General features: G+C 37.1%; 21 protein-coding genes. 20 read left to right on the forward strand and 1 reads right to left on the reverse strand.

Going from position 1 to position 23806, the window contains the following annotated elements; all coding sequences use genetic code 11:
* Positions 1-87 precede the first annotated feature (87 nt).
* Together rny and MKY07_RS05305 are read left to right on the forward strand one after the other, a co-directional pair.
* Positions 88-1641, forward strand: coding sequence for a ribonuclease Y (gene rny, locus MKY07_RS05300; protein ID WP_008403194.1), 1554 nt, complete (start codon positions 88-90; stop codon positions 1639-1641).
* Between the two features lie 263 nt (positions 1642-1904).
* Positions 1905-2669, forward strand: coding sequence for a CpsB/CapC family capsule biosynthesis tyrosine phosphatase (locus tag MKY07_RS05305; protein WP_339264004.1), 765 nt, complete (start codon positions 1905-1907; stop codon positions 2667-2669).
* 556 nt (positions 2670-3225) lie between these two features.
* Here MKY07_RS05305 and gucD read toward each other — a convergent pair.
* Complete coding sequence (gene gucD, locus MKY07_RS05310; protein ID WP_339264005.1) at positions 3226-4695, reverse strand: alpha-ketoglutaric semialdehyde dehydrogenase GucD; 1470 nt, start codon at positions 4693-4695, stop codon at positions 3226-3228.
* A 397-nt stretch (positions 4696-5092) separates the two neighbouring features.
* On the opposite strand from gucD, the gene MKY07_RS05315 reads away from it, so the two are divergent.
* The 18 genes from MKY07_RS05315 to hemW all read left to right on the forward strand — a co-directional run bounded on the left by MKY07_RS05315 (position 5093) and on the right by hemW (position 23767).
* Positions 5093-6280, forward strand: a complete 1188-nt coding sequence (locus MKY07_RS05315) for an iron-containing alcohol dehydrogenase (protein WP_339264006.1) — start codon at positions 5093-5095, stop codon at positions 6278-6280.
* On the forward strand, positions 6277-7308 hold the full coding sequence (locus tag MKY07_RS05320; protein WP_339264007.1) for a DctP family TRAP transporter solute-binding subunit: 1032 nt from the start codon (positions 6277-6279) through the stop codon (positions 7306-7308). The genes MKY07_RS05315 and MKY07_RS05320 overlap by 4 nt, the downstream gene beginning before the upstream one ends.
* Positions 7309-7367: 59 nt before the next feature.
* Entirely contained in the window at positions 7368-7874 is a 507-nt protein-coding gene (locus tag MKY07_RS05325; RefSeq protein WP_339264008.1) for a TRAP transporter small permease, read from the forward strand.
* Between the two features lie 10 nt (positions 7875-7884).
* On the forward strand, positions 7885-9150 hold the full coding sequence (locus MKY07_RS05330; protein ID WP_339264009.1) for a TRAP transporter large permease: 1266 nt from the start codon (positions 7885-7887) through the stop codon (positions 9148-9150).
* Positions 9151-9338: 188 nt separating this feature from the next.
* Positions 9339-10100 (forward strand): IclR family transcriptional regulator, encoded by a 762-nt coding sequence (locus MKY07_RS05335; RefSeq protein WP_339264011.1) that lies wholly within the window; start codon positions 9339-9341, stop codon positions 10098-10100.
* 58 nt (positions 10101-10158) lie between these two features.
* Complete coding sequence (locus MKY07_RS05340; protein WP_339264013.1) at positions 10159-11112, forward strand: U32 family peptidase; 954 nt, start codon at positions 10159-10161, stop codon at positions 11110-11112.
* Positions 11113-11560: 448 nt separating this feature from the next.
* Positions 11561-12472: an ATP-grasp fold amidoligase family protein gene (locus MKY07_RS05345; RefSeq protein WP_339264015.1), complete on the forward strand. Its 912-nt coding sequence runs from the start codon at positions 11561-11563 to the stop codon at positions 12470-12472.
* A gap of 27 nt (positions 12473-12499) precedes the next feature.
* Positions 12500-13453 (forward strand): glycosyltransferase family 2 protein, encoded by a 954-nt coding sequence (locus MKY07_RS05350; protein WP_339264016.1) that lies wholly within the window; start codon positions 12500-12502, stop codon positions 13451-13453.
* Between the two features lie 61 nt (positions 13454-13514).
* Positions 13515-14240 (forward strand): NAD-dependent epimerase/dehydratase family protein, encoded by a 726-nt coding sequence (locus MKY07_RS05355; RefSeq protein ID WP_339264017.1) that lies wholly within the window; start codon positions 13515-13517, stop codon positions 14238-14240.
* A gap of 106 nt (positions 14241-14346) precedes the next feature.
* Positions 14347-15144, forward strand: coding sequence for a TIGR00282 family metallophosphoesterase (locus tag MKY07_RS05360; protein WP_251689162.1), 798 nt, complete (start codon positions 14347-14349; stop codon positions 15142-15144).
* 212 nt (positions 15145-15356) lie between these two features.
* The gene (locus MKY07_RS05365) at positions 15357-15512 is read left to right on the forward strand and encodes a hypothetical protein (protein ID WP_014824441.1); all 156 of its coding nucleotides are present in this window, start codon (positions 15357-15359) and stop codon (positions 15510-15512) included.
* Positions 15513-15643: 131 nt separating this feature from the next.
* Entirely contained in the window at positions 15644-15910 is a 267-nt protein-coding gene (locus MKY07_RS05370) for a stage V sporulation protein S (protein WP_008403166.1), read from the forward strand.
* A gap of 854 nt (positions 15911-16764) precedes the next feature.
* Positions 16765-18498: a 2-oxoacid:acceptor oxidoreductase subunit alpha gene (locus tag MKY07_RS05375; protein WP_339264018.1), complete on the forward strand. Its 1734-nt coding sequence runs from the start codon at positions 16765-16767 to the stop codon at positions 18496-18498.
* A 2-nt stretch (positions 18499-18500) separates the two neighbouring features.
* Positions 18501-19367, forward strand: coding sequence for a 2-oxoacid:ferredoxin oxidoreductase subunit beta (locus MKY07_RS05380; protein WP_339264019.1), 867 nt, complete (start codon positions 18501-18503; stop codon positions 19365-19367).
* A gap of 36 nt (positions 19368-19403) precedes the next feature.
* Positions 19404-19565, forward strand: coding sequence for a hypothetical protein (locus MKY07_RS05385; protein ID WP_339264020.1), 162 nt, complete (start codon positions 19404-19406; stop codon positions 19563-19565).
* A 549-nt stretch (positions 19566-20114) separates the two neighbouring features.
* The gene (locus tag MKY07_RS05390) at positions 20115-21641 is read left to right on the forward strand and encodes a methyl-accepting chemotaxis protein (RefSeq protein WP_339264021.1); all 1527 of its coding nucleotides are present in this window, start codon (positions 20115-20117) and stop codon (positions 21639-21641) included.
* Between the two features lie 513 nt (positions 21642-22154).
* Positions 22155-22481, forward strand: a complete 327-nt coding sequence (locus tag MKY07_RS05395) for a hypothetical protein (RefSeq protein WP_008403162.1) — start codon at positions 22155-22157, stop codon at positions 22479-22481.
* Between the two features lie 140 nt (positions 22482-22621).
* Entirely contained in the window at positions 22622-23767 is a 1146-nt protein-coding gene (gene hemW / locus MKY07_RS05400) for a radical SAM family heme chaperone HemW (protein ID WP_339264022.1), read from the forward strand.
* Positions 23768-23806 lie beyond the last annotated feature (39 nt).

The raw sequence follows: 23806 nt of genomic DNA on the forward strand, positions 1-23806 counted from the left end.
ATGAATAGGCGGTATGTTTGAATAATTCAGATATATTATGCCGACTAAAAGAACATCAGACATATATAGGCATAGGAGGGAAACGATATGGAAATGATACTCCCTGCTTTGCTAGGATTCGCTGTCGGTGTCGCTGTTATCTATTTCTACATGAAAAACGTGAATGATTCAAAAGTGACTGGTGCAAAGCATGTTGCCGAGCAAATCGTGGAAGACGCGAAACGTGAAGCGGATGCACTGAAAAAAGAAGCACTGCTTGAAGCAAAGGATGAAACTCACAAATTTCGTACTGAAGCGGAAAATGACATTCGTGACCGTCGTGGAGAACTTCAGAAACAAGAGAACCGTTTATTGCAAAGAGAAGAAAACCTTGACCGCAAAGATGAAACTCTGAACAAAAGAGAGATAAGCTTAGAGCGTAAGGAAGAAGCTCTGGCAAGCAGACAACAGCATATTGAACAGATGGAAAGCAAAGTAGAACAACTTGTTGCAAGTCAAAAAACTGAGCTTGAGCGCATTGCAGCTCTGACGCGCGAAGAAGCGAAAGAGGTTATCTTGAAGGAAGTTGAAAACGAACTTTCTACAGATATCGCTGTAATGACAAAAGAATCAGAATTGCGTGCAAAAGAAGAATCAGACAAAAAGGCTCGAGAAATTTTATCACTTGCATTACAACGCTTTGCAGCTGACCATGTTGCAGAAACAACAGTGTCCGTTGTAAATCTGCCAAATGATGAGATGAAAGGCCGCATTATCGGTCGTGAAGGCCGTAACATCCGCACATTAGAAACGCTTACAGGTATCGATTTAATTATTGATGATACGCCTGAAGCAGTTATTCTATCCGGCTTTGATCCGATCCGCCGTGAAACAGCTCGTCTTGCATTAGAAAAACTAGTTCAAGATGGTCGTATTCACCCGGCACGTATCGAAGAAATGGTTGAAAAATCCCGCCGTGAAGTGGACGAACAAATCCGCGAAACAGGTGAGCAAACAACATTTGAAGTAGGTATTCATAACCTGCATCCGGATTTAATGAAGATCCTTGGTCGTATGAAATACCGTACAAGCTATGGTCAAAACGTATTAAAACACTCAATCGAAGTAGCCCACTTAGCAGGATTACTTGCTGCTGAACTAGGCGAAGATGTCACATTAGCGCGTCGTGCAGGTTTACTGCATGATATCGGTAAAGCAATTGACCACGAAGTAGAAGGAAGCCATGTAGAAATCGGTGTGGAACTGGCAACAAAGTATAAAGAACACCCAGTTGTGATTAACTCGATTGCATCCCACCATGGTGACACAGAAGCAACTTCAGTTATCGCTGTACTTGTAGCAGCAGCCGATGCATTATCAGCAGCTCGCCCAGGTGCCCGCAGTGAAACATTAGAAAACTATATTCGCCGCCTTGAAAAGCTGGAAGAAATTTCGGAAAGCTATGACGGCGTTGAAAAATCATTCGCGATTCAAGCAGGTCGTGAAGTACGTATCATCGTACAACCTGAAAAAATTGATGATCTGGCGTCACATCGTTTAGCGCGAGATATCCGCAAACGCATTGAAGAAGAACTCGATTACCCAGGTCACATCAAAGTGACAGTTATTCGTGAAACACGTTCAGTGGAGTATGCGAAATAATTAAAGTTTTTTTATCTTTTTTAAAAATCCCCGTTTCATAGAAACTAATCTATGAAATGGGGATTTTTATTATATAAAATTTTATATTTCTCATTCAGCCTTTAAGGAAATTTGAAACTAAAAATAATTATTAGGACATTATAAAAGAGTTTTAGAGTTTTAATAGCATTTTTTTGTTCATATATTATTATATTGAGATTTGCGTATTTATAAGGCTTCGTAGGAATTCTTTTCAAAATTAATGGAGAGAGAGGGAAAAGACAATGATTGATATCCATAGCCATATATTATTTGGAGTTGATGATGGGCCAAAAGAATTGCAGCATACACTTGAAATGTTGCAAAAAGCTGTGGATGAAGGAATCACAGCAATAATTGCAACTTCACATAGTTTCCATCCTCTGTACCGTGTATCTCCCGAAACGGTGTATGAACAGATTGCTATTATACAGCAACAGGTAAATAAATATAATATTCCTTTAAAAATATATGCTGGACAAGAAGTACGCTTAGTCGGAGAGCTTTCTACACTATTAGAGGAAAGGAAAGTATTAACCCTTGCAAATTCCAAATATATACTCATTGAATTACCGTCCCACATTATCCCATTCTATACAAAGGAAATTATCATTAAGCTTAAATTAAAAGGAATTATCCCAATTATAGCGCATCCAGAGCGTAATAAAGTAATTGCAGAACGCCCTAGTAAGCTAGAGGAGTTAGTAAGGGAAGGGGCAATGACACAAATTACTGCTGGAAGTCTTACGGGGCAATTTGGAAAAAAGGTTCAAAAACTTTCGTTGGATTTAGTGAAAGCCAACTTAGTCCATACTTATGGTTCTGATGTCCATAACCTTACTACAAGACCATTCCTCTTTAATGAAGGATTATCTTTTTTAGAGAAAAAGAAAGAACTAGATGCAGTTGAGCTATTTTTAGAAAACAATGCTCGGATAATTGAAAATAAAGATTTTATATTATATGAACCAGAGGAAGTACAATTTAAAAAATCCTGGTTAATATTTTAAATTGAAAAACTTTACAGCTTTTGGTAAAAATAATGAAATAAAAATTATTCAAGAGAAGGTGAAAATTTGATTGAAGTTCGAAAGCATTCTGAGAAATGGAGAATAGCAAAGTTACCACAATATTTACAGAAAGAGCTTGAAGAAATTATTAAAGACGAACGATTAAAGGAAAGCCGTGTAGATTGAATAAATCTACCAAGGGCTTTTCTTTTTTTGCTAGCTACTATTTTACCGCTATAGACTTAAAGATGTTACAGGATTAAATTATTCTGTAACGGGATGGGGAGATTAGAGAGCTTAATGAAGTAGTAAAAGCTGAAGGTGTAAATTCAGGCGAGAAGCTGAATTTGTTTTAGAATAGAAAACCTTTGCTCATGAATTGAATTATGGTTTTACTATAGAACTTGGAAAGTTATAGTAGCAGCGACCTGTAAATATGCGCATACAAAAGGCAACCTCAGTAGAACTGACAGCTGCCTTTTAATCTCTTATTGCCTAATTTGTAATTTTTTTAAGAGTATTCTTTACATAGGATTTTTAGCCCAAATATTTGGATTTAACCTTTGATAAAGATTGTTTTTACTTCTGTATAAAACTCTTGTGCTGCTTCACCTTGTTCACGAGAACCAACACTGGAACCTTTCATTCCACCGAATGGGGCTTGTAGTTCAACGCCGGCACTTTCTGCATTTACTCGAACTAATCCAGCCTCAATTTCATCCGAAAATTTAAGGAAGGAATTGATGTTAGAAGTAAAAATAGATGCGCTAAGTCCAAATTTTGTATCATTAGCGGCTTTAATAGCTTCTTGAATATCCGCAACTTTAATAAGTGCGATTACTGGACCGAAGATTTCTTCTTGGGCAATTCTCATGTCTAAATTGACATTTTCAAATATCGCTGGTGTAATGTAGAATCCATTATCATATTCATCGCCTGTAAGAACTTGCCCTCCTGAAATAAGCTGTGCACCTTCTTCTTTTCCAATACTAAGATAGCTTTTGACAGTATTGAATTGACTTTCACTTGCACATGGACCCATCCAAATACCATTTTCCAATCCATTACCAACAGTAATTTTTTCCGTTTCTTGAAGGAGCTTTTCTTTAAAGGCTTCATAAATACCAGCTTCCACAATAACCTTGCTAGTAGCTGTACATTTTTGACCAGTAGAACGAAATGCCCCACTGATAACAGCTTCAACTGTTTTATCGAGATCCGCATCATTAGCTACGATGACTGGGTTTTTTCCACCCATTTCTACTTGGGATTTGATACCTCGTTCAGCAGCGGACTTTAAAACTCCCTGCCCAACTGTTTCGGACCCTGTAAATGTAATAGCATTCAGTAGAGAATGCTCGATAAGGCCTTGGCCAATGATTGATCCAGAACCTGTGATGAAATTTAAAACACCATCAGGTAAGCCAGCTTCACTAAAGCATTCAATGATTTTTGCTGCTGTGACTGCCGCTTCCGTAGCAGGTTTGAACACAACTGTATTTCCGTACACAAGAGCAGGTGCCACTTTCCAAATAGGAATTGCTACTGGGAAGTTCCAAGGAGTAATGATACCAACCACACCTACTGGTACACGTTTAGTAAACATAAGTGCTTCATTATCAGATGATGGAATGACATCCCCATTTTTTCTCATACCTTCACCTGCATAGTAGCGAAGAATTGCTACACCACGAGATGTTTCTCCTTTTGCCTCAGGAAGGGTCTTACCCATTTCAAGCGTCATTGTCTCAGCAATTTCATCGATTCTTGATTCAAGAATATTGGCAACTTTGAAGAGAAATTGGCCACGAGCACTTTGTCCGATTTTCCGCCAGTCTTCTTTTGCATGGTGTGCTGCGTTAACTGCTCTTTCAAGATCGTCCTGTGTAGAACTTTGAACACGTCCTACCACTTCATTCTTATTCATAGGGCTAATGCTATCAATTAATTTTGTAGAAGCAGACTCTACCCATTCATTATTAATGTAATTTTTGTAAGTTGGAATTTTTGAAGTAATTGAAACCATTTTAATATCCTCCTTTATTTTTAAGAAAACATTTTTTTCTAACCTAGGTTCATGAATAAATTGGGTTCAATATACAGAACAAAGTTCACACTACAGAACTATAAAGCAAGTGTATCAAGTAATAAGGGTAATTTCAATTTATTTTTTGAATATTTAAAAAAGTTGTTATATTAAAATTTCTTTAAGGGAATAATTGATCTTTTAATTAGTTTTAAGATGCTTTTTATCTTAGGGATTTTAAAAGTTCTGGTAAATAGTAGATTATTATAGAGGTATATTAACAATTTTAAAAATTCAAAAAAATGTTGATTTTTCTTTTTGAGTAGTGTTATATTCTCACTAGGTTCAATATATTGTAACATGTTCAACATAATGAACAAGAAGGGGGAGGTAACAAATGAAGAATGTATATAACTTTTATATGCCTACAAGAATACTCTTCGGGCAAAATTCTCTAAAAAAATTAAGTGGAATTCTAGATTTATATAGTGAAAGAAACTTTTTGATAGTAACTGATAAAGGGATTATTTCAGCTGGGATACTCAATAAGATAACTAATGTTACTGATATGAAGGGTGTCAAATATCAAATCTTTTCCGAGGTAGAACCGAATCCCAAATCTGCAACTATAAAAAAAGGGGTGGATTTTGCTACTCAAAATAAAATTGATTTTATTATTGCTGTTGGCGGAGGAAGTAGTATAGATACTGCAAAGGCGATAGCAGTAATGTTACGAAATCCGGGAAGTATTCTGGATTATGAAGGAGTTGGAAATATACCAAACCAGCCTGTCGAGACAATTGCTATTCCCACAACTGCCGGAACTGGAAGCGAAGTAACAGCTTCTACAATAGTTACTGACGAATCAACATTATTCAAAGTAGCTGTAATAAGCGAAAAAATTTTCCCGACGTATGCGATAGTGGATCCAATGTTAACTTTAGAATGTCCAAAATCGATTACAAGTTCAACAGGTATAGATGCGTTAACACATGCTATTGAGTCTTATTTATCTAAGCAAGTTAATGGCGTTGTATCGGAGATGGCATTAAACGCTATCAAACTAATAAATGACAATATCTTAAATGCATATATACGTGGTGACGATATAGAAAGTCGTACAAATTTACTAGAAGCTTCTATGTTAGCTGGATTATGTTTTTCACAAACACGTTTAGGAAATGTACATGCGATTTCTCAATCGTTCGGTGGAATATTCGATATCCCACATGGATTTGCAAATGCAGTTTTGCTGCCTTACGTCTTAGAATTTAATTTGCTAGCTGCAGTGGACAAGTATTGTGATATTGCGAAGGCAATGAGTGTATACGACGAAAAGTTGTCTAAAAATGAAAACGCATACAAAGTAATTGAACGCATAGTTGAATTAAACGAACAGTTGGATATTCCGAAGACAACCAAGGAATTAGGAATTAATTTGGATTCAATTGAAGTTCTCATTAGAGATTCTTTACGTAGCGGAAATATTAAGGTGAATCCTAGGATAACAAATGCTTCAGATGTTAAGAAAATTATAGAAGATTCATATTATGGGAAATTAAATTTATTGGAGGTTAGCAAATGAAAAAACTAAAATTACTGTTATTAACTTTAGGAATCATTATCCTTGCTGCATGTGGTGATGAAGGGACAAGTATTGAAACTAGTGCTAGTGGAGAACAAGTTTATAAATTAAAAGTGGCTCATTCATCTGCTGCGACTGATGATCGTTTAGAAAATTCGCTTCAGGAATTTAAAAAATCAATAGAAGAAAAATCGAATGGTCGTATTATTATTGAGACTTACCCTAATAGCCAATTAGGTGCTGAAAGGGAAACATTAGAAGGTGTACAAAACGGTTCAATTGAAATGGCAGTAATTTCGACCGGGCCATTTTCAGGATTTTCGAAATCTATGATGGTATTAGATTTACCATATTTATTTAAAAATGGAGAAGAGGCATTTGAAGTATTAGATGGTGATTTTGGTGATAAGCTATTTGATAATTTGCTAGAAGAGACTGGTTTACGTGGGCTTGCCTGGGGTGAAAATGGAGTGCGTCATATGGCAAATAATAGCCGAAAAATCGTGACTCCAGAAGATGTAGAGGGTTTAAAAATTCGTACACAAGAAAACCAAGCGCATATGGATATGATTAAAGCATTCGGTGGTGGACCAACACCTATCGCATTCAATGAATTGTATAGTAGTCTTCAACAAGGTGTAATTGATGGGTATGAAAATCCATTTTCATTAATTGTAGGAATGAAGTTTTATGAGGTAACAAAGCATCTTACATTAACAAGTCATGTTTACGGAGTTTATGGGTTTGTTATTAATGATGATGTATATAGTTCTCTGCCTGCAGATTTGCAAGAATTACTAGAAGAAGAAACAGATAAATGGGCAGTTATTGAGCGCGAAATGAATCAACAGCAAGAAGAAGCAGGAAGAAAAGTTATGGAAGAACACGGTGTTGAAATTACAGAACTTACAGATGAACAATATAATGCTTTCCGCGATCTAGCTGCTCCAGTAGTTGAGAGCTACCGTGATGTTGTAGGTGCTGATGTTTATGATCTATTGATGGAAAAATTAGAAGCATACAAGTAAATTTTAAAAAATACCTGCCAAGTCATTCTTGGTAGGTATTTTAGAAAGGTGTTGATAGGATGATAAAGAAAATTGATAAAATTATGGATTTCTTTGAAGAGAATTTTGTATTTATCGCTCTTTTATCAATGTTATTAATAGTATTCGCAAATTTTGTATCTCGGTATGTTTTTGGTTCTCCAATTACTTGGGGTGAAGAAGCTTCAAGATATTTAATGATTTGGGCAACATTTATTGCAGCTAGTCTAGGAGTAAAAAAAGGGGCCCATATTACATTAGATATTTTAGTTGTGTATCTACCAGAGAGAGCTAATCGCATTTTGCGAGCAACAAGTTATATCGTATCAATGGTTTACTGTGTAATTTTAATTGTAATTGGTATACCGTTTATTGATAGTTTAGTTGAAAAAGGACAATTATCCCCAGCTTTACATATACCCATGTCCATTATTTATCTAGCTGTATTAATAGGGACAATATTCATGTTTATTAGATATGTGTTACTGTTTATCTCCGACATTATTAAGTCAGAGCAAATTGAAAAACCAGAGATTTTTGTAGATTAGGAGGGAGCATATGATAACAATATTAATTGTGGTATTAATTGTATTACTCTTATTAAATGTTCCTTTAGCTATCGGAGTAGCATTTGCATCCATAATTGCATTATTAAACTCTGATCTATCTGAATTTGTTGCTATTCAACGTATGATCACGGGCTTAGATTCATTCCCTCTAATGTCTATACCACTATTTATGCTTGCTGGTAAGATTATGGAAAAGGGGGGGATTTCAAAAAGGCTAGTGGATTTTGCGGGCAGTATCGTAGGATCTGTCACAGGTGGATTTGCGATTATCGCAGTTATTGCTAGTATGTTCTTTGCTGCTATATCAGGCTCTGCACCAGCAACAGTAGTTGCGATCGGTTCAGTGATAGTCCCAGCGATGATTAAAGAAGGTTATGACAAAAAATTCTCATTAGCTTTAATTGCTTCTGCCGGAACTATTGGAATTATTATTCCACCAAGTATTCCATTCATTACGTATGGTATTTCATCGAATACCAGCGTTGGTGACCTATTTATAGCTGGAATCTTACCGGGTATTTTAATGGGATTAGCATTAATCACTTATGCATATATTATTTCGAAAAAACGTAATTATAAAGGTTTAGAAAAATCCACTTGGTCCAACTTTTGGAAACATTTTAAGAGTTCAATTTTAGGATTATTGATGCCGATAATTATTCTAGGTGGAATTTATTCAGGATATTTTACGCCAACTGAATCGGGTGCAGTAGCATGTGTATATGGTTTGGTGGTGGCATTATTTATTTACCGAACAATGAAATTTAAAGATTTAAAAACTACATTTGTAGAGGCTGGAGTTTTATCAGCTATGGTACTATTTATTATTGCTGCAGCTAACTTGATGAGTTGGGTCATTACAGTCGAACAAATTCCTACAAAATTAGCAGCACTATTAACGGAGATTACAAATAGTCCAGCAATGTTTATTATAATAATTATGTTGATATTCTTTATCGTAGGTATGTTTATTGAAATCAATGCAGCTATTATTTTAATTGTTCCAATTCTATTACCTATTTTAAATATGTATGATATTAATCTGGTATATTTTGGTGTTCTTATGATTGTAAACTTGGCAATTGGATTACTGACACCGCCATTAGGAGTAAATCTATTTGTAGCAAAATCATTAGATACAATACGATTTGATGAGCTTGTTAAAGCCGTCATACCATTTATCGTTATAATGATAATTGTACTAGCTTTATTAGTAATTTTCCCTCAAATTTCTTTAGTTTTATTAGGTGGTTAATATTAAAGGTTAAAAAAATTAACTGAAATTTTTGGGGTATTAAAATAGTATAAAATACACAAAATCATTATGGTTATATAGAGATATTAAAAGAATTGGGCATTTACGAGATTTTATTGCTATAATTATGCTAGTTTTGATAGTTAATAATGTTTTTTTAATGTCAATAATTCTACTAGGTGGTTAATATGAAAAAGGAATATCAAGTTCCAGCATTACTTAAAGTCGATAGAATTCTTAGAATGGTAGCAAACCATAAAGGCTCGTTACGTTTAATAGATATTTCAAAAGAATTGGGTATTAGTAAAAGTTCATGTTTCAATTTATTACGTACTTTAGAACAATTAAATTGGTTAGAAAAAGATCAACATGATGAATATAAATTAGGTCCAGTTCTTGGTCATTTTGGTCATCACTATTTTAAAGATTTGGAAATGATCGACATTTTTAATGCTGAAGCCAAAAAATCTTTACCAATTATTGATGAGCATATTCAATTGGGGATTTTACAAAGAAATCAGGTAATGTATTTAGCAAAAATCAAAGGCTCGTCAACTTTTGATTTAGTAACATATCCGGGTATTTTATTTCCAGCACATAGTACGTCCGTCGGAAAAATTCAATTAATAAATAAAAGCTATGAAGAGTTAGAAGAATTGTTTCCGGATGGTTTAGAATCAGTAACTCCATATACAATTAAGAATTTAAAGGTCCTCTATGAAAATTTACAAGAAGCTAAGATTCTTGGTTATATAGAGGAACATCAAGAATCTGCATTAGAATTTCATTGTGTAGCGTGTCCTATTTATAATGCAGATGGAGAGATTATTGCAGGTGTTAGTACAGCGATGCTAACAGAAAAATGGAAAATTAAGCATGATATTGCCCGTGAAGAAATTATTAAACTAAGTCAAAGGCTATCCTATTTAAACGGTTACGAAAGTAAATAAATTATTATTAGAAGGTTTTAGTTAAAGGCAAATTATATTCAAGGTGAGGTGTTTAATTATGAAAGAGTCACAGAAATTACTTGAAAAATTAGGCTATCCTATTTCGGATATAAATAATTTACCAACATCAACTAAAAGGTTTCCAGACGGTGCTCAATATCGTATTGAAATACCAAGTGTTGAAGGACCAGTCGCCCTTAAAGAACTTTTAAAAGCAATTGATGAATATGGTGTTAAGATTCATCGGATTTCGCAAGGTAGTGGAATTATGCTTCAAACCGATGAAGAGATCAAACAAATGTGTCAATTAACAGCTGAACGTGGCATAGAATTAAGCTTATTTGTAGGACCAAGAGGAACTTGGGATATTAGTCCTGGTCCTATAACTTCAGCAGGAAAATCACAAGCATTACGTCATGAAGGGACGGATCAGCTTGTTTATGCTATGGAAGATTTAATTAGAGGTGCCAAGCTTGGATTAAAAGGTGCGCTTGTCGCAGATGAAGGGCTACTACTAATGACAAAGCATATGAAAGATGAAGGTCTATTGCCAAAGGACTTTGTGGTAAAAGTTTCAGTACAAATGGGGGCCTGTAATCCAGTTTCTATAAGGCTAATGGAGGATCTTGGGGCAGATACGTATAATGTACCTTCTAGTATGACTCTCTCTAAACTTGCATCAATTCGTCAAGCGACAGATTTACCAATTGATATCTATATAGAAGTACCGGACAATTTTGGCGGATTCTTACGTTACTATGAAATACCTGAAATTATTCGTGTATTATCACCGGTCTATATCAAGTTTGGTTTAAAAAATCATCCAGATGTTTATCCATCCGGAAAGCAATGGGAACCTACAAATATCTCATTGGTTAGAGAGCGTGTTCGTCGTGCAGCTATTGGCATGGAAATTATTAATCGCTATTACCCTGATGCCGTAATGTCTGAATTAGGTGCTGAAGGTTTAGGTATTTCAGACATTACTAGAGAAAGTACTGTGAAAAATTAAATTTGCTCATGTATGTATTAGTGTTGTTGTTAATAGCTGAATGGATTTAAATTTCAAAAAAAGCAGCGTGTCATCCTTAAAGGAATGACACGCTGCTTTTCTCATTATTGATTAAGTTACGGTTGAATTTCCTTTACCTAAAGTTGAATAACTCATGAAATAGCATATAGGGAACATTGAAGGTGTTTAAAAATAATCATATTCTAAATATCTTTTTTTCGTTTTATACATAGAAGAAAATCTTGAATAATAGGTATATATTTAGTGATTCATGACTATACTAATAAAAGATAGTTATAGAATCTAAAAGAGAATATATTAAGTACTATATCTGCTTTACCATCCACCCTAATACCTCTCTATTATTCACAGCTAAAATTTCACTAATTACCATAATCCTGATCAATTAGTAATGTGAAAAAATAATAGAAGGAGCTGTGATTCGTTTATGCAAATCCCAGTACATGCAAAGCGCTATGCATTCACACAAGTCGTAAAGTTATCCCCAATTGCCGCAAGTAAATTATTATATTGGAACAGATTCAAAACCCGTTTAAACCTGGAAAACCCAAAGACCTTCAATGAAAAACTGATGTGGCTAAAACTATTTGAAGATGTTGAATTTAAAAGAAGATTTACGGATAAGGTGAAGGCACGCGAGTATATGATTACAGTCGGCTACAACTATTTACTGCCGCCACTAATCGGTATTTTTGATGAAATAGAAGATATTATTTTCGAACAGTTGCCGAGAAAATTTGTATTGAAATGTTCGCACGGCGAGGGCATGACAATTGTTTGTGAAAATAAACGTGAAATGGATTACCGGGAAACAAGGCAGCATTTGGCGGAAATGATGGCAAGGGATTATTCGCTAAAATATGCGGAGCCTCACTATTCATCAATCATTCCTAGAATTATTATCGAACGTTTAATCGAATCATCGACTGGCGATGATGTAAAAGAGTACAACATTCATTGTTTCCATGGAGTACCGAAGATTATCGAATCCACTTTCGACCGCTTTACACCGAAAGAGCAAACATTAATGTTAACACCGGACTGGTTCAATACGAATTATTTAAAGAAAAAGCATCCGTTTGACGAAGCAAAAGCAAGACCTGCACAGCTGGAAGAACTGCTCGCGATTGCGAAAAAGCTGAGTAAGCCGTTTACGTATGTGCGGATTGATTTAAAGGTAGTAGATGAGAAAATGTACTTTAACAACTTTACATTCACACCGGACGCTTGTTTAAATAACCAAATTCAAGAAGATGACAGTTTGAAACTTGGTCAATGGCTTGATTTGGATATTGAGAAGTCAAGGCATCCGGTTTATGTAGCCCGTTCCAAATATTAATCATCTTAACTAATTAGGAGGATTCCCATGATACCGATTGTGTCTATTATTGTGGCAACACACCATGTTGAATATTCGATAAGAGAATGTCTGAAAAGTCTGCAGCAGCAAACATTGCAAGCGATTGAAGTGCTAATTATGAATAATGGTTCTTCTAAAGGAACGGCTCTTATTTGTGAAGAGTTTGTCAGTGAAGATGAGCGTTTCAGTTTATTTAACGCGCAAAACCTTACGTTAAGTGAAGCGCGCAATTATGGGATGCAGGAAGCTGGCGGAAAATATATTGCCTTTGTGGATGGACATGATTTTGTGGAAAGTACGATGTATGAAAAGCTTGTGCAGCGAGCTGAGCAGAAGCATGCGGATCTCGTGCTGTGTGGGTATACGAAGTACTGGCCGGAAACAGAGAGAAAAAAACTGGTGAAAGTAAATGAAGCACTGTTAACAAAACCGAACCCTGTTAACTATTATCTTACAAAGCACAATGAAGCGTATATTGTGCCGTGGAACAAACTGTTTTTGCGTTCCATCATTATGGGGGAACAATTATATTTTGATAATCATCCATTTTTTGAAGATGTCGGATTTATCGCGCAGTACTTATCTTTTGCGAAAAAGATTGCTATTGTGAACGAAGCGCAGTACAACTTTGTGCAGTATGAAGATATGCTGATGAAAAATTATAGTCCGTCTATTGCCCATTCACATGCGCAAACGTATGCGCAATTGAAGCAGTTTTTTGATAAAAGGCAATACCGCAATGTGATGGAAGGTTTAAATTTACGTCTATATATTCACCGTTATCATCATGTATTATTAACGACGTCCAACTCACGACAGGTGAAATCGCTGGAACGTCAAATAATTCGGGAAAGCAAGAATTTCTCCCAGCTTCCATGGAATCTTCGCTTTATGAAACCGTTAGTGAAAATGAGGGTGTATCCGACATTTTTCCGGTTGGTTCATAGGGTAAAGGCTTAGAGAAAGTGGGAAAACTCGTTACATTACAAGTAAAATTCGAAGCCGATAAGGGGGAATATTTGTGATATTAGTCGTTGGTGGAGCAGGCTATGTTGGAAGCCATGTCGTAAATTTATTACTGGAAAAAGGGCCGGTCGTTGTGTATGATAATTTATCCACAGGACACCGCGGATCAGTTGATGAGCGGGCTATTTTTATTGAAGGCGATTTATCAGATCAGAAACGTCTAACACAAATATTCACGTTGTTTCCCGTTCAATCTGTCATCCATTTCGCAGCATCGGACTCAGTCAAGGAAGCAATGGGGAATCCTGAATATTACTATGAAAATAATGTAGGCGGCACATTGGCGTTATTGAAAGTTATGAGGGCATGCCGAGTGAAAAATATTGTGTTATCTTCAGCTGTTACAGAGGAAAATAAGCTACTAGAGCAAAAGTGCATGATTGAACAGATGCTGGAAGTTTATACAAAAGCTTATGATATGAATGGAATTGTTCTTCGTTATTGTAAGAGTACGAATGTACAAACAACGGATAGTGAAAGTCCTGAAGATGCGGTTTCTGAAGGGACAGGCAACCGTGGTTTCAATAATGTGACTGATGTAGCGAATGCCCATGTTTTGGTGCTTGAAGCGTTGGAGCGGGGCGAATTGGCTTATAAAATGTATGATTTATCGGCAGTTAGTTCGGAAAATTTGCAGCAGGAATTGGACTGGCAGGCGGAACGGAATGTACATGAAATGATTGAAGATGCATGGAATTGGCATGAAAACTCAAAATGTTAGCGTATTACTCTGTTACAATTCAATTTGTAGCAGTTTTTTTGCGTCCAGTGTGAAAACAGTGGTAAAATAATTAGATGTTGAAGAACAGAAAGAGTGGTTTTTAAAAATGAAAGTATTATTTATTGGCGATATCGTCGGTTCAATCGGTCGCGATGCGGTAGAGCAGTATTTGCCTCGATTGAAGAAAAAATATAATTTAGATGTAGTGATTGCAAACGGTGAAAACGCTGCAGCAGGGCGCGGCATTACACGTGCGATTTATAATGATTTACTTCAAATGGGTGTTGATGTCATCACAATGGGTAACCATACATGGGACAACAAAGACATTTTTGATTTTATCGATGATGCGGATTACTTAGTGCGTCCGGCAAACTTTTCTAAAGATGCACCAGGACGCGGTATGACACAAGTGTCGAAAAACGGTGTGACGATTTCGGTCATCAATCTGCACGGGCGCGTATTCTTGCCGCCGCATGAAGATCCGTTTGCGATGGCAGTCGAAATGGTCGAAGAAGCGAAGAAAACGTCACCAATCGTATTTGTCGATTTCCACGCTGAAGCAACAAGTGAAAAAATCGCTTTAAGCTGGCATCTGGACGGCAAAGCATCTGTCGTTGTCGGAACACATACACATGTCCAAACAGCGGACAATCGCATTTATCCAGGCGGTACAGCATACATTACAGACGTTGGCATGACAGGTCCATATGATGAAGTATTAGGTATGGGAAAAGACAACGTTATTTATAAATTCCTGACAAATATGCCAGCTCGCTACGAAGTACCAAAAAAAGGCCGCGCCGTTTTAAGTGCATTCTTTGTTGAGATTGACGATAAAACAGGCAAAGCAATTCGCCAGGAACGTGTACTCATTAATGAGGATAACCCGTTTCAAGCGTAAGTGAATAAAGCACCTATTGCTGAAGAAGAGGCAACTGTCTTTATTGTTCGGTGATAGGTGCTTTTTGTATGGGAGAATTTTATTAAGGCTTAATCTTCGGTTAAATTAAGAATTAAAAATGTAAGTGTGGGTAATCTTGTTGACTTTGAAAAGCTTTCCTATTCCACCTAAAGTTATTATTAACCCTGGCAAATAAATGCAACGGGGCGATTATGGTTTTGAATACAGGGGTAACCGACAAACGTGCCGCGAAAAAAGCGCAAATGCTGTTGTCGGCTTCACATACTAAGATATTAGGTGTCGTCTTGAACAACTACAAAACACCGAATCAGTTTAATTATTACAACGGGTATCGTTATGCTGAATAATCTGATTAATTTCTTGCACTAGTTACGAAAAACGGATTCTAATTGGTCATTGAAGCGCATACAATGACGTACAGGCAATAAAAATTGCCTAAAAAAAAGATAAAGCAGTACTAGATGAGGAGGAAATAGCTGTGGATTCATTAAAAGTATCATCTCGTTCTAATCCTAATTCTGTTGCAGGAGCACTCGTTGCGGTTATACGAGAGCAAGGGTTTGCTGAAATGCAGGCGGTAGGTGCAGGTGCGTTAAACCAGGCAATTAAAGCAGTAGCAATCGCTCGAGGGTTTGTAGCCCCAAGCGGCACAGATTTAATTTGTGCTCCGGCTTTCGCGGACATCATCATTGCAGGAGAAGATCGTACGGCATTAAAACTACTCGTTGAAAAAAGAAGTCGTTAATTCATGAAGAGCCATACACCCGCTTAGCATCCAATTTGCTAAGCGGGTGTTTTTTGGTTTGCGGGATATATTTAAATAGAAGGAATTTAAATTGGCGGGAGTTTTAATCGTCAATTTAGGCTAGTTATTCGTCACTTTTGACGTTTTATCGTCAACAGGGATTTTTTAATTCGCCCCTTTATAAGGATGGGAATTTTAATCGTCACTTTTATCACGATAATCGTCAAAACCAATTATTTAATCGTCAGTTTCTGTTGCTTATTCGTCACTTTGCAGTAGATAATCGTCAATCATGAACGGATATTCGTCACTTCCATTTTTGATGAGAAATGAAACTCTCCCTTCTTAAATTAAAATCCTAATCTCATTTTTTCCTGAACGCAACCCTTTTACATAATCAATCGTCCTCCAATAAAAGATTTCCCATATAAATTTTAGGGAATAGAAATCTAAATTTACATCAAAACAAATTGTGTACAGAACTTTCCGTCAAAGGTCTGATTTTTTGACTCGATATGACATTTGCAATAGTAGAGACTAACACTTCATGTTAAACTAATGTAGGAAAAATAACTTCTTTCAGTAGAAGTCTTCTTATATTTACAAGAGGCAGGATAAAAGCAAGTGTTTACTTTTTAAGTGAAATGCTAATTCACTGAAAGAAGTTAAGCACCGGCGGATATCACGAATTCGGAAAGGAGTTTTTTGAGCTAGCGTGCTAGCACAAAACCGAATTCGGATGCAATTACGCATTAGCGTAATTGATTTCTACAAGGCTGTGCAATCGGCAGCTGCTCGATAAAGCATCTTATACGCTTTATTTATAAATACAGAAACTTTAAGGAGATGTTGATATGTTACATCAGCTTTCATGGAAAGTCGGTGGGCAGCAAGGTGAAGGGATTGAGAGTACAGGTGAAATCTTCTCAATGGCAATGAATCGTCTAGGGTATTTCCTATACGGTTACCGTCATTTCTCTTCTCGTATTAAAGGTGGCCATACGAATAATAAAATTACGGTTCGTCCGACAGAAGTACGCGCAATTGCGGACGACTTAGATATACTAGTGGCGTTTGACCAGGAAACGATCGACGTGAACTATAAAGAATTAACACCATCAAGTATCATTTTAGCGGATGCGAAATTTGATCCGAAAAATCCGGAAGACTGTGTCGCGCCATTATACGCGGTGCCATTTACGGAAATTGCGGCTGAGCTTGGTACGTCTCTTATGAAAAACATGGTTGCGATTGGTGCAACGGCAGCACTTTTAAACTTGGATGAATTGGTTTTCCAAAGTGTTGTTAATGAAATTTTCGGACGTAAAGGTGAAGAAGTCGTTGCGAAAAACATTGAAGCGATCGAACGCGGACGTCAGGCGATTTCAGAGCAGATCGGTGATCGTGTAGGTACATGGGAAATTGCACCTGCTGACGGAAAACGCCGTATGTTCATGATCGGTAACGATGCAGCGGCATTAGGTGCATTGGCAGCAGGCTCTCGTTTCATGGCGGCTTACCCGATTACACCGGCATCTGAAATTATGGAATACATGATTAAGAAGCTTCCATTAGTAGGTGGAGCGGTTATTCAAACAGAAGATGAGATTGCTGCAGCAACAATGGCAATCGGTGCAAACTACGGTGGTGTGCGTGCATTCACGGCATCAGCTGGTCCTGGTCTTTCATTGATGATGGAAGCAATTGGTCTTTCAGGTATGACGGAACAGCCGCTTGTAATTTTTGATACACAGCGTGGTGGTCCATCAACAGGTTTACCGACAAAACAGGAGCAATCGGATTTAATGGCGATGCTTTACGGTACACATGGTGAAATCCCGAAAGTAGTCATTGCGCCTTCCACAATGGAAGAAGCGTTTTACGATACAATTCAGGCATTTAACATTGCCGAAGAATTGCAAATACCGGTAATCGTGATGACAGACTTGCAGTTAGCATTAGGTAAGCAGTCGGTTGATCCATTTGACTACAGCAAAATTGAAATTCGCCGCGGTAAAATTGTCGAAGCGGTGGAAGACGAAGAAACGAAAGATTACTTCAAGCGTTATGAAAATACAGAAGATGGCGTTTCTCCACGTGTCCTGCCAGGTACAAAAGGCGGTATTCACCATGTAACAGGTGTAGAGCATGATGAAACAGGTAAGCCATCTGAAGCTACGGGCAACCGTCGCACGCAAATGGATAAGCGTATGCGTAAATTACAGCATGTCCGCTTTGAAAATCCGGTATATGTGAATGCGCCTCATGAAGATGCGGACGTATTACTTGTAGGTTTCAACTCAACGCGCGGTGCATTGGAAGAAGTACAGGAAAAGCTGAATTCTGAAGGCGTAAAAGTAAACCACGCACATATTAAGCTGATCCATCCGTTCCCTGCAGAAGAGATGAGTGCATTAATGGATAAAGCGAAAAAAGTGATTGTCGTGGAAAACAATGCGACAGGTCAGCTTGCAAATGTGATGAAAATGAATATCGGTGGTCACGCGAAGACAAAATCGATTCTAAAATACGATGGTACACCATTCTTACCACGTGAATTAACAAACTTAGTGAAGGAGGAAATTTAATCATGGCAACATTTAAAGATTTCCGAAATTCCGTAAAACCTAACTGGTGTCCAGGTTGTGGTGACTTCTCCGTACAAGCGGCGATTCAGCGTGCAGCAGCAAATGTAGGCTATGAACCAAGCGAATTAGCAGTTATTTCAGGAATCGGCTGTTCAGGTCGTATTTCTGGCTATATTAACTCATACGGTTTCCACGGCATTCACGGTCGTGCATTGCCGATCGCACAAGGCCTTAAAATGGCGAACAAAGACCTGAAAGTTATCGCTTCTGGCGGTGACGGTGACGGCTTCGCAATCGGTATGGGTCATACAATCCACGCAATCCGCCGTAACATCGACATTACGTATGTAGTAATGGACAACCAAATTTACGGATTAACAAAAGGGCAAACATCTCCACGTTCTGCTGCTGGTTTCATTACGAAATCAACACCAGGCGGAGCAATTGAGCCATCATTAAAACCATTGGAAGTTGCGTTAACAGCAGGTGCGACATTTGTGGCACAAGGCTTCTCAACGGATATTAAAGAACTGACAGCAATGATCGAAGCCGGTTTAAACCATAAAGGCTTTTCATTTATTAACGTATTCTCACCATGTGTAACGTACAATAAAGTAAACACATACGACTGGTTCAAAGAGAACTTAACGAAGCTTGCTGACATCGAAGGCTATGATTCTTCTAACCGCGAAATGGCCATGCAAACAGTAATGCGCCATGAAGGTCTTGTAACAGGCATTATTTATCAGGATACTGAAACAACTTCGTATCAGGAAAAAATCAAAGGCTACTCAGAGCTGCCGTTAACAGATATCGATATTAGCTTATCAGAAGTACAATTTGATCAGTTGACTAAGGAATTTATGTAAATAGTTTTTAGGGCTATACAGGCTGGAGTTTCCGGCTTGTATAGTTTTTTTGTTTTGGGGGCAATTATAGATTTGGGCATTTTATTGGAACAATGGAGTGGTTTATTGGAACAATGGAGTGGTTTATTGGACAATAATAATAGTTTATTAGAAAAAATTGGTGCGTTATTAGAAAAACGAACAAGAAAATTTGAATAAAGCATCTTTAGAGCTATTTTTGAATTTAGGTGCGATAGGGAATGAGTTGGCATGGGTTTTTATTAGAACATTATAGTGGTTTATTAGAAAAAGTCACCGTGATATTAGCAAATCAGAAGATGATATTTGAACATTCCGAACACTTATTAGAACAACAGGGGGCTATATTAGAAAATCCGCATTTTATTAGAACAATTAAAAATATATTGGAAGATTTCTTAATATATTAGAACATCTCCAGCCACCAGCCTTTCTTAATTAAAAAAAGAACTAGACATTGCTAGATAAAACGAAATATTGCGGGGATACTAATTGGTTCAAATTTCGGCTCAATTGCTAACTTGTCCGTTATGACGGCAGCAATTATAATTTACATAACAGATTATCCGACACTCATTGTCATTATTTCAATCAATTACATTAAGTCTTCTAAGGTAACAGAAACGAAAACCCTCACACTTTTACAACAATTTTACATATTTACATATATCCGTTTACATAGTCCCTTTATACTGAATCAAAATACTTAGATAAAGGAGGTAGTGTAACGTGCGCTTTCGGAATGCGATTAAATTTAAAGACCGGCTTGCCGTATTAATGATCATTTGTATTTGCTCGAATATCATTTTAACCGTATTTAGTATGGATTACTTGAGGAAAATGGAAAGAGAAGCACAGGCTTTATATGAAGAAAAGCTCATGACCTTACATATGATGCAGGACATCGAACAACAGTATCTCAAAACGAATGAAATCCCGGTGCAATCCACAGAACACTTAAAAACAGCCGCATTCGATTCCAAAATGGAATTTTATATGAAGCAGCTGGCAAGCGATCCATCAGCCGCACTATTTGAAGAGATAGATGCATACATAATCGAGCGGGCATCCGCACAATTAACCAATCATGAAAATGATATAAAATTCGGCTACAGTCTCCTATTATCGATTTCGATCATATTAATGCTGCTTATCCTGTTTTTCGGCATTCAGGCGATTCGCTCGATTAATAAGCCGACACGGGAGCTAAAGCAGCTATTCAAACTTGTGCAGCACGGGGATTTAACGAAATACGCGACATACTCGGCGCGTGATGAGCTTGGGGAAACAACAAAATATTATAACTTAATGATCGCGGACATGAAGGAACTCCTAAAAACAGTGCGGAAAAATACAGAATCGGCGACAGAAGCGAATAACGAACTTCAAACAAATGCAGAGCAAATTACGACAGGGGCAGTCCGGATTGCGGCAAGCTCGGATGACATGAGAGGTTCACTGCAATATGCCACAGCCCGATTATCGAATAATGCGGCATCTGTACAGCAAGTAGCAGCCGGAATTGATGAAATAACCGAGCGTATGCACCATGTGGATCACTATATAAAAGAAACAATTGCACAGGCAGTGGACGGGGAAGCAATCGTCGGGCAAAATATAGTACAAATGCAGGATGTGGAACAGGCGATGCAAACAGCGAGTAATACGATTATCGAGCTGAATGAGCAGACACAGCATGTTTCACGGGCGGTCACGATGATCCACTCAATTGCCGATCAGACGAATTTGCTTGCACTGAATGCCTCGATCGAAGCAGCAAGAGCAGGGGAACATGGTCGAGGTTTCGCTGTAGTAGCTCAGGAAGTACGTAAATTGGCGGAACAATCGCAGGAGTTTACAAAATCCATTGCAACTATTGTTACAAAAATTCAGCAAGGAACGTTGGAAGCGACGACCAATATGGAAAATGCGATGCGCAGTGTTGATACGGGCGTCACTACAACGCAACTCAGCGCTGCCAAGTTCAGAGAAATTACAATGCAAGTACAACAAATCAGTCCGCAAATGGAGCACGTTTCTACTATTATGAATAAAATTTCCGACCATACCCATGATGTGGCGCATAGTTCTATTGAATTAAGCAACCGCTCCGAGGAAAATCTTGTGTCAATGCACCTCATTCAGGAACAGATTGACATGCAGAAAAAATCAACGACCGAAATTTATGAAGAGATCCAAAGCATCGCAAAAAATATGCGGTCCTTAACACATGCAGTAAAACGATTTCACATTTAATCAAAAATGCTTTTGACGAGTTTTGTCGAAAGCATTTTAATTTTTGTTATATTACTGTAATATTTATAAGTAATTTACAGGAAAAGATAAAAATACGATAAAATTTGTAATTATTTTCTGAAAACTGATGAAATTTATCATGAAAACTGGTATCTTTAATCAAGAAGTCATATTAATGAATGATATGTAAATTTATCCCATAATGCAATACGCCTATAGTCATTAATTTAATATTAAGAATATTTTTAAGAATCTATCTTTTAATAAATTATTGACTGTAGTAGAATAGTGGTATAAAAATATGTGTTTTATTTATTAATATGAAATTATATAGAGAGAATAGTTAGTAGAAAATACTTAGGTCGTACCGTTTCATTTCATTGCAGACTTCATTATTCTAAATGTTTGCAAAAGGACAGAGTGTTATGTTCAACGTGGCAAATATTTAATAATTGCTGTGATCAATTAGATTTGTCATTAGATAAATATATTAATTAAGGGGATGTATTTTTTATGAACAGTCAAATTCAACTAATTGCACCAAAGTGGTTTGTCCAGGATGAGCTACATATTATCGAAACGATCGTAAGCAAAACGTCAGCGGATACAGGTATTGTCATTGCAGGTGAAAACTTCGATGCAACAAAGCGATGCCATCCAACAGTTCGACTTTATATGATCCAACTATTTAATGACCAATATGAAATAACAAAAGAATTGGATGCCTTCCAATTTGACACTGCTGAAGAAGCGCAGCAATTTTGCGCAAAGCTGCCTGAAATGACGGCTATTGATTTGGTTATGCTAATGAATAAGGAAGAGCCTGTATTTTCTATTTAATAGATTAATCCAGCTTTGTTGAATGAATCTTCATTTAACAAAGCTTTTTTTGTTGTTCTTTTTCCGAGGGTCCGTATTTGTATTTTAGTGGAGAAAGGCTACAATAAAGGAGAACAACTAGAATAAGGAAGTGATTTTAAATGGCTAGAGGTGTATATATTCACATTCCTTTTTGTCATCAAATTTGTAACTACTGCGATTTTAATAAAGTATTTTTTAAAAATCAGCCAGTTGATGAATATATTGAAGCGCTTGGACGGGAAATGGAAATGACGGTAGCGCAAATGCCGGAAGCGTTCACGAATATCGAAACGATTTTCCTTGGCGGCGGTACCCCGACGGCATTATCCGCAGAGCAAATTGAAAAATTATTGGGACTGATTACGAAACATATTCAGATGTCATCCGTAAAAGAATTTAGTAGTGAAGCCAATCCGGATGAGCTGACAATCGATAAATTACAGGCACTTTATAATGGAGGCGTCAACCGATTAAGTATGGGTGTCCAATCATTCGACCAGTCGCTGCTTGAGAAAATCGGACGTACCCATTCAAATGAACATGTATATGAAACAATCCAAAACGCAAAAAATGTTGGATTTGAAAATATAAGCATTGATTTAATGTATGGTCTGCCTGGCCAGACGATGGAACAATGGCAGGAAACGCTTGAAAAGGCATTGGCACTGAAGCTGCCGCATTATTCGGCGTACTCGCTGATTGTAGAGCCTAAAACGATCTTTTATATCCAGTATGCTAAAGGAAAGCTGCACTTGCCGACAGAAGATCTGGAAACGGACATGTATAGTGTTTTGATGGATACGATGGAAGCGCATGGATTAAAGCAATATGAAATCAGTAATTTTGCGAATGAAGGCTATGAGTCAACACATAATAAAATCTATTGGGATAATGACGAATACGCAGGATTTGGTGCTGGTGCTCACGGTTATTTAGAAGGAATACGTTATTCGAATGTTGCACCGATCAAAAAATATATTGAAACGGTGATGGCAGGGGAGCGCCCTTTATTGCATGAGCATGAAGTGACAGCTGATGAGAAGCTGGAAGAGCAGATGTTTTTAGGATTAAGAAAATCTGCTGGTGTGACGCATGAAGAATTTGAAACGAAATTCGGTCAGCCGATGCTTTCTATATATAAGGAGATAATCGACCAGTTACAGCAAGAGCAGCTGATTGAACTGGACTCTGAAGGGATCCGTTTAACTAGAAAAGGCCGTTTTATCGGCAATGAAGTATTTCAGCGGTTTTTAGTAGGGGAATAATCTTTTTACAGCCGATACTTGAAAAATGTTAAAAAAAAC

The organism is Solibacillus sp. FSL W7-1472 (genome assembly GCF_037969775.1).
Taxonomy (GTDB): Bacteria; Bacillota; Bacilli; order Bacillales_A; family Planococcaceae; genus Solibacillus; species Solibacillus silvestris.

Bases quoted from the DNA above. Each gene is read 5' to 3' on its own strand.
- rny (WP_008403194.1), top strand. From the start codon at position 88: ATGGAAATGATACTCCCTGCTTTGCTAGGATTCGCTGTCGGTGTCGCT.
- MKY07_RS05305 (WP_339264004.1), top strand. From the start codon at position 1,905: ATGATTGATATCCATAGCCATATATTATTTGGAGTTGATGATGGGCCA.
- gucD (WP_339264005.1), bottom strand. From the start codon at position 4,695: ATGGTTTCAATTACTTCAAAAATTCCAACTTACAAAAATTACATTAAT.
- MKY07_RS05315 (WP_339264006.1), top strand. From the start codon at position 5,093: ATGAAGAATGTATATAACTTTTATATGCCTACAAGAATACTCTTCGGG.
- MKY07_RS05320 (WP_339264007.1), top strand. From the start codon at position 6,277: ATGAAAAAACTAAAATTACTGTTATTAACTTTAGGAATCATTATCCTT.
- MKY07_RS05325 (WP_339264008.1), top strand. From the start codon at position 7,368: ATGATAAAGAAAATTGATAAAATTATGGATTTCTTTGAAGAGAATTTT.
- MKY07_RS05330 (WP_339264009.1), top strand. From the start codon at position 7,885: ATGATAACAATATTAATTGTGGTATTAATTGTATTACTCTTATTAAAT.
- MKY07_RS05335 (WP_339264011.1), top strand. From the start codon at position 9,339: ATGAAAAAGGAATATCAAGTTCCAGCATTACTTAAAGTCGATAGAATT.
- MKY07_RS05340 (WP_339264013.1), top strand. From the start codon at position 10,159: ATGAAAGAGTCACAGAAATTACTTGAAAAATTAGGCTATCCTATTTCG.
- MKY07_RS05345 (WP_339264015.1), top strand. From the start codon at position 11,561: ATGCAAATCCCAGTACATGCAAAGCGCTATGCATTCACACAAGTCGTA.
- MKY07_RS05350 (WP_339264016.1), top strand. From the start codon at position 12,500: ATGATACCGATTGTGTCTATTATTGTGGCAACACACCATGTTGAATAT.
- MKY07_RS05360 (WP_251689162.1), top strand. From the start codon at position 14,347: ATGAAAGTATTATTTATTGGCGATATCGTCGGTTCAATCGGTCGCGAT.
- MKY07_RS05365 (WP_014824441.1), top strand. From the start codon at position 15,357: ATGGTTTTGAATACAGGGGTAACCGACAAACGTGCCGCGAAAAAAGCG.
- MKY07_RS05375 (WP_339264018.1), top strand. From the start codon at position 16,765: ATGTTACATCAGCTTTCATGGAAAGTCGGTGGGCAGCAAGGTGAAGGG.
- MKY07_RS05380 (WP_339264019.1), top strand. From the start codon at position 18,501: ATGGCAACATTTAAAGATTTCCGAAATTCCGTAAAACCTAACTGGTGT.
- MKY07_RS05395 (WP_008403162.1), top strand. From the start codon at position 22,155: ATGAACAGTCAAATTCAACTAATTGCACCAAAGTGGTTTGTCCAGGAT.
- hemW (WP_339264022.1), top strand. From the start codon at position 22,622: ATGGCTAGAGGTGTATATATTCACATTCCTTTTTGTCATCAAATTTGT.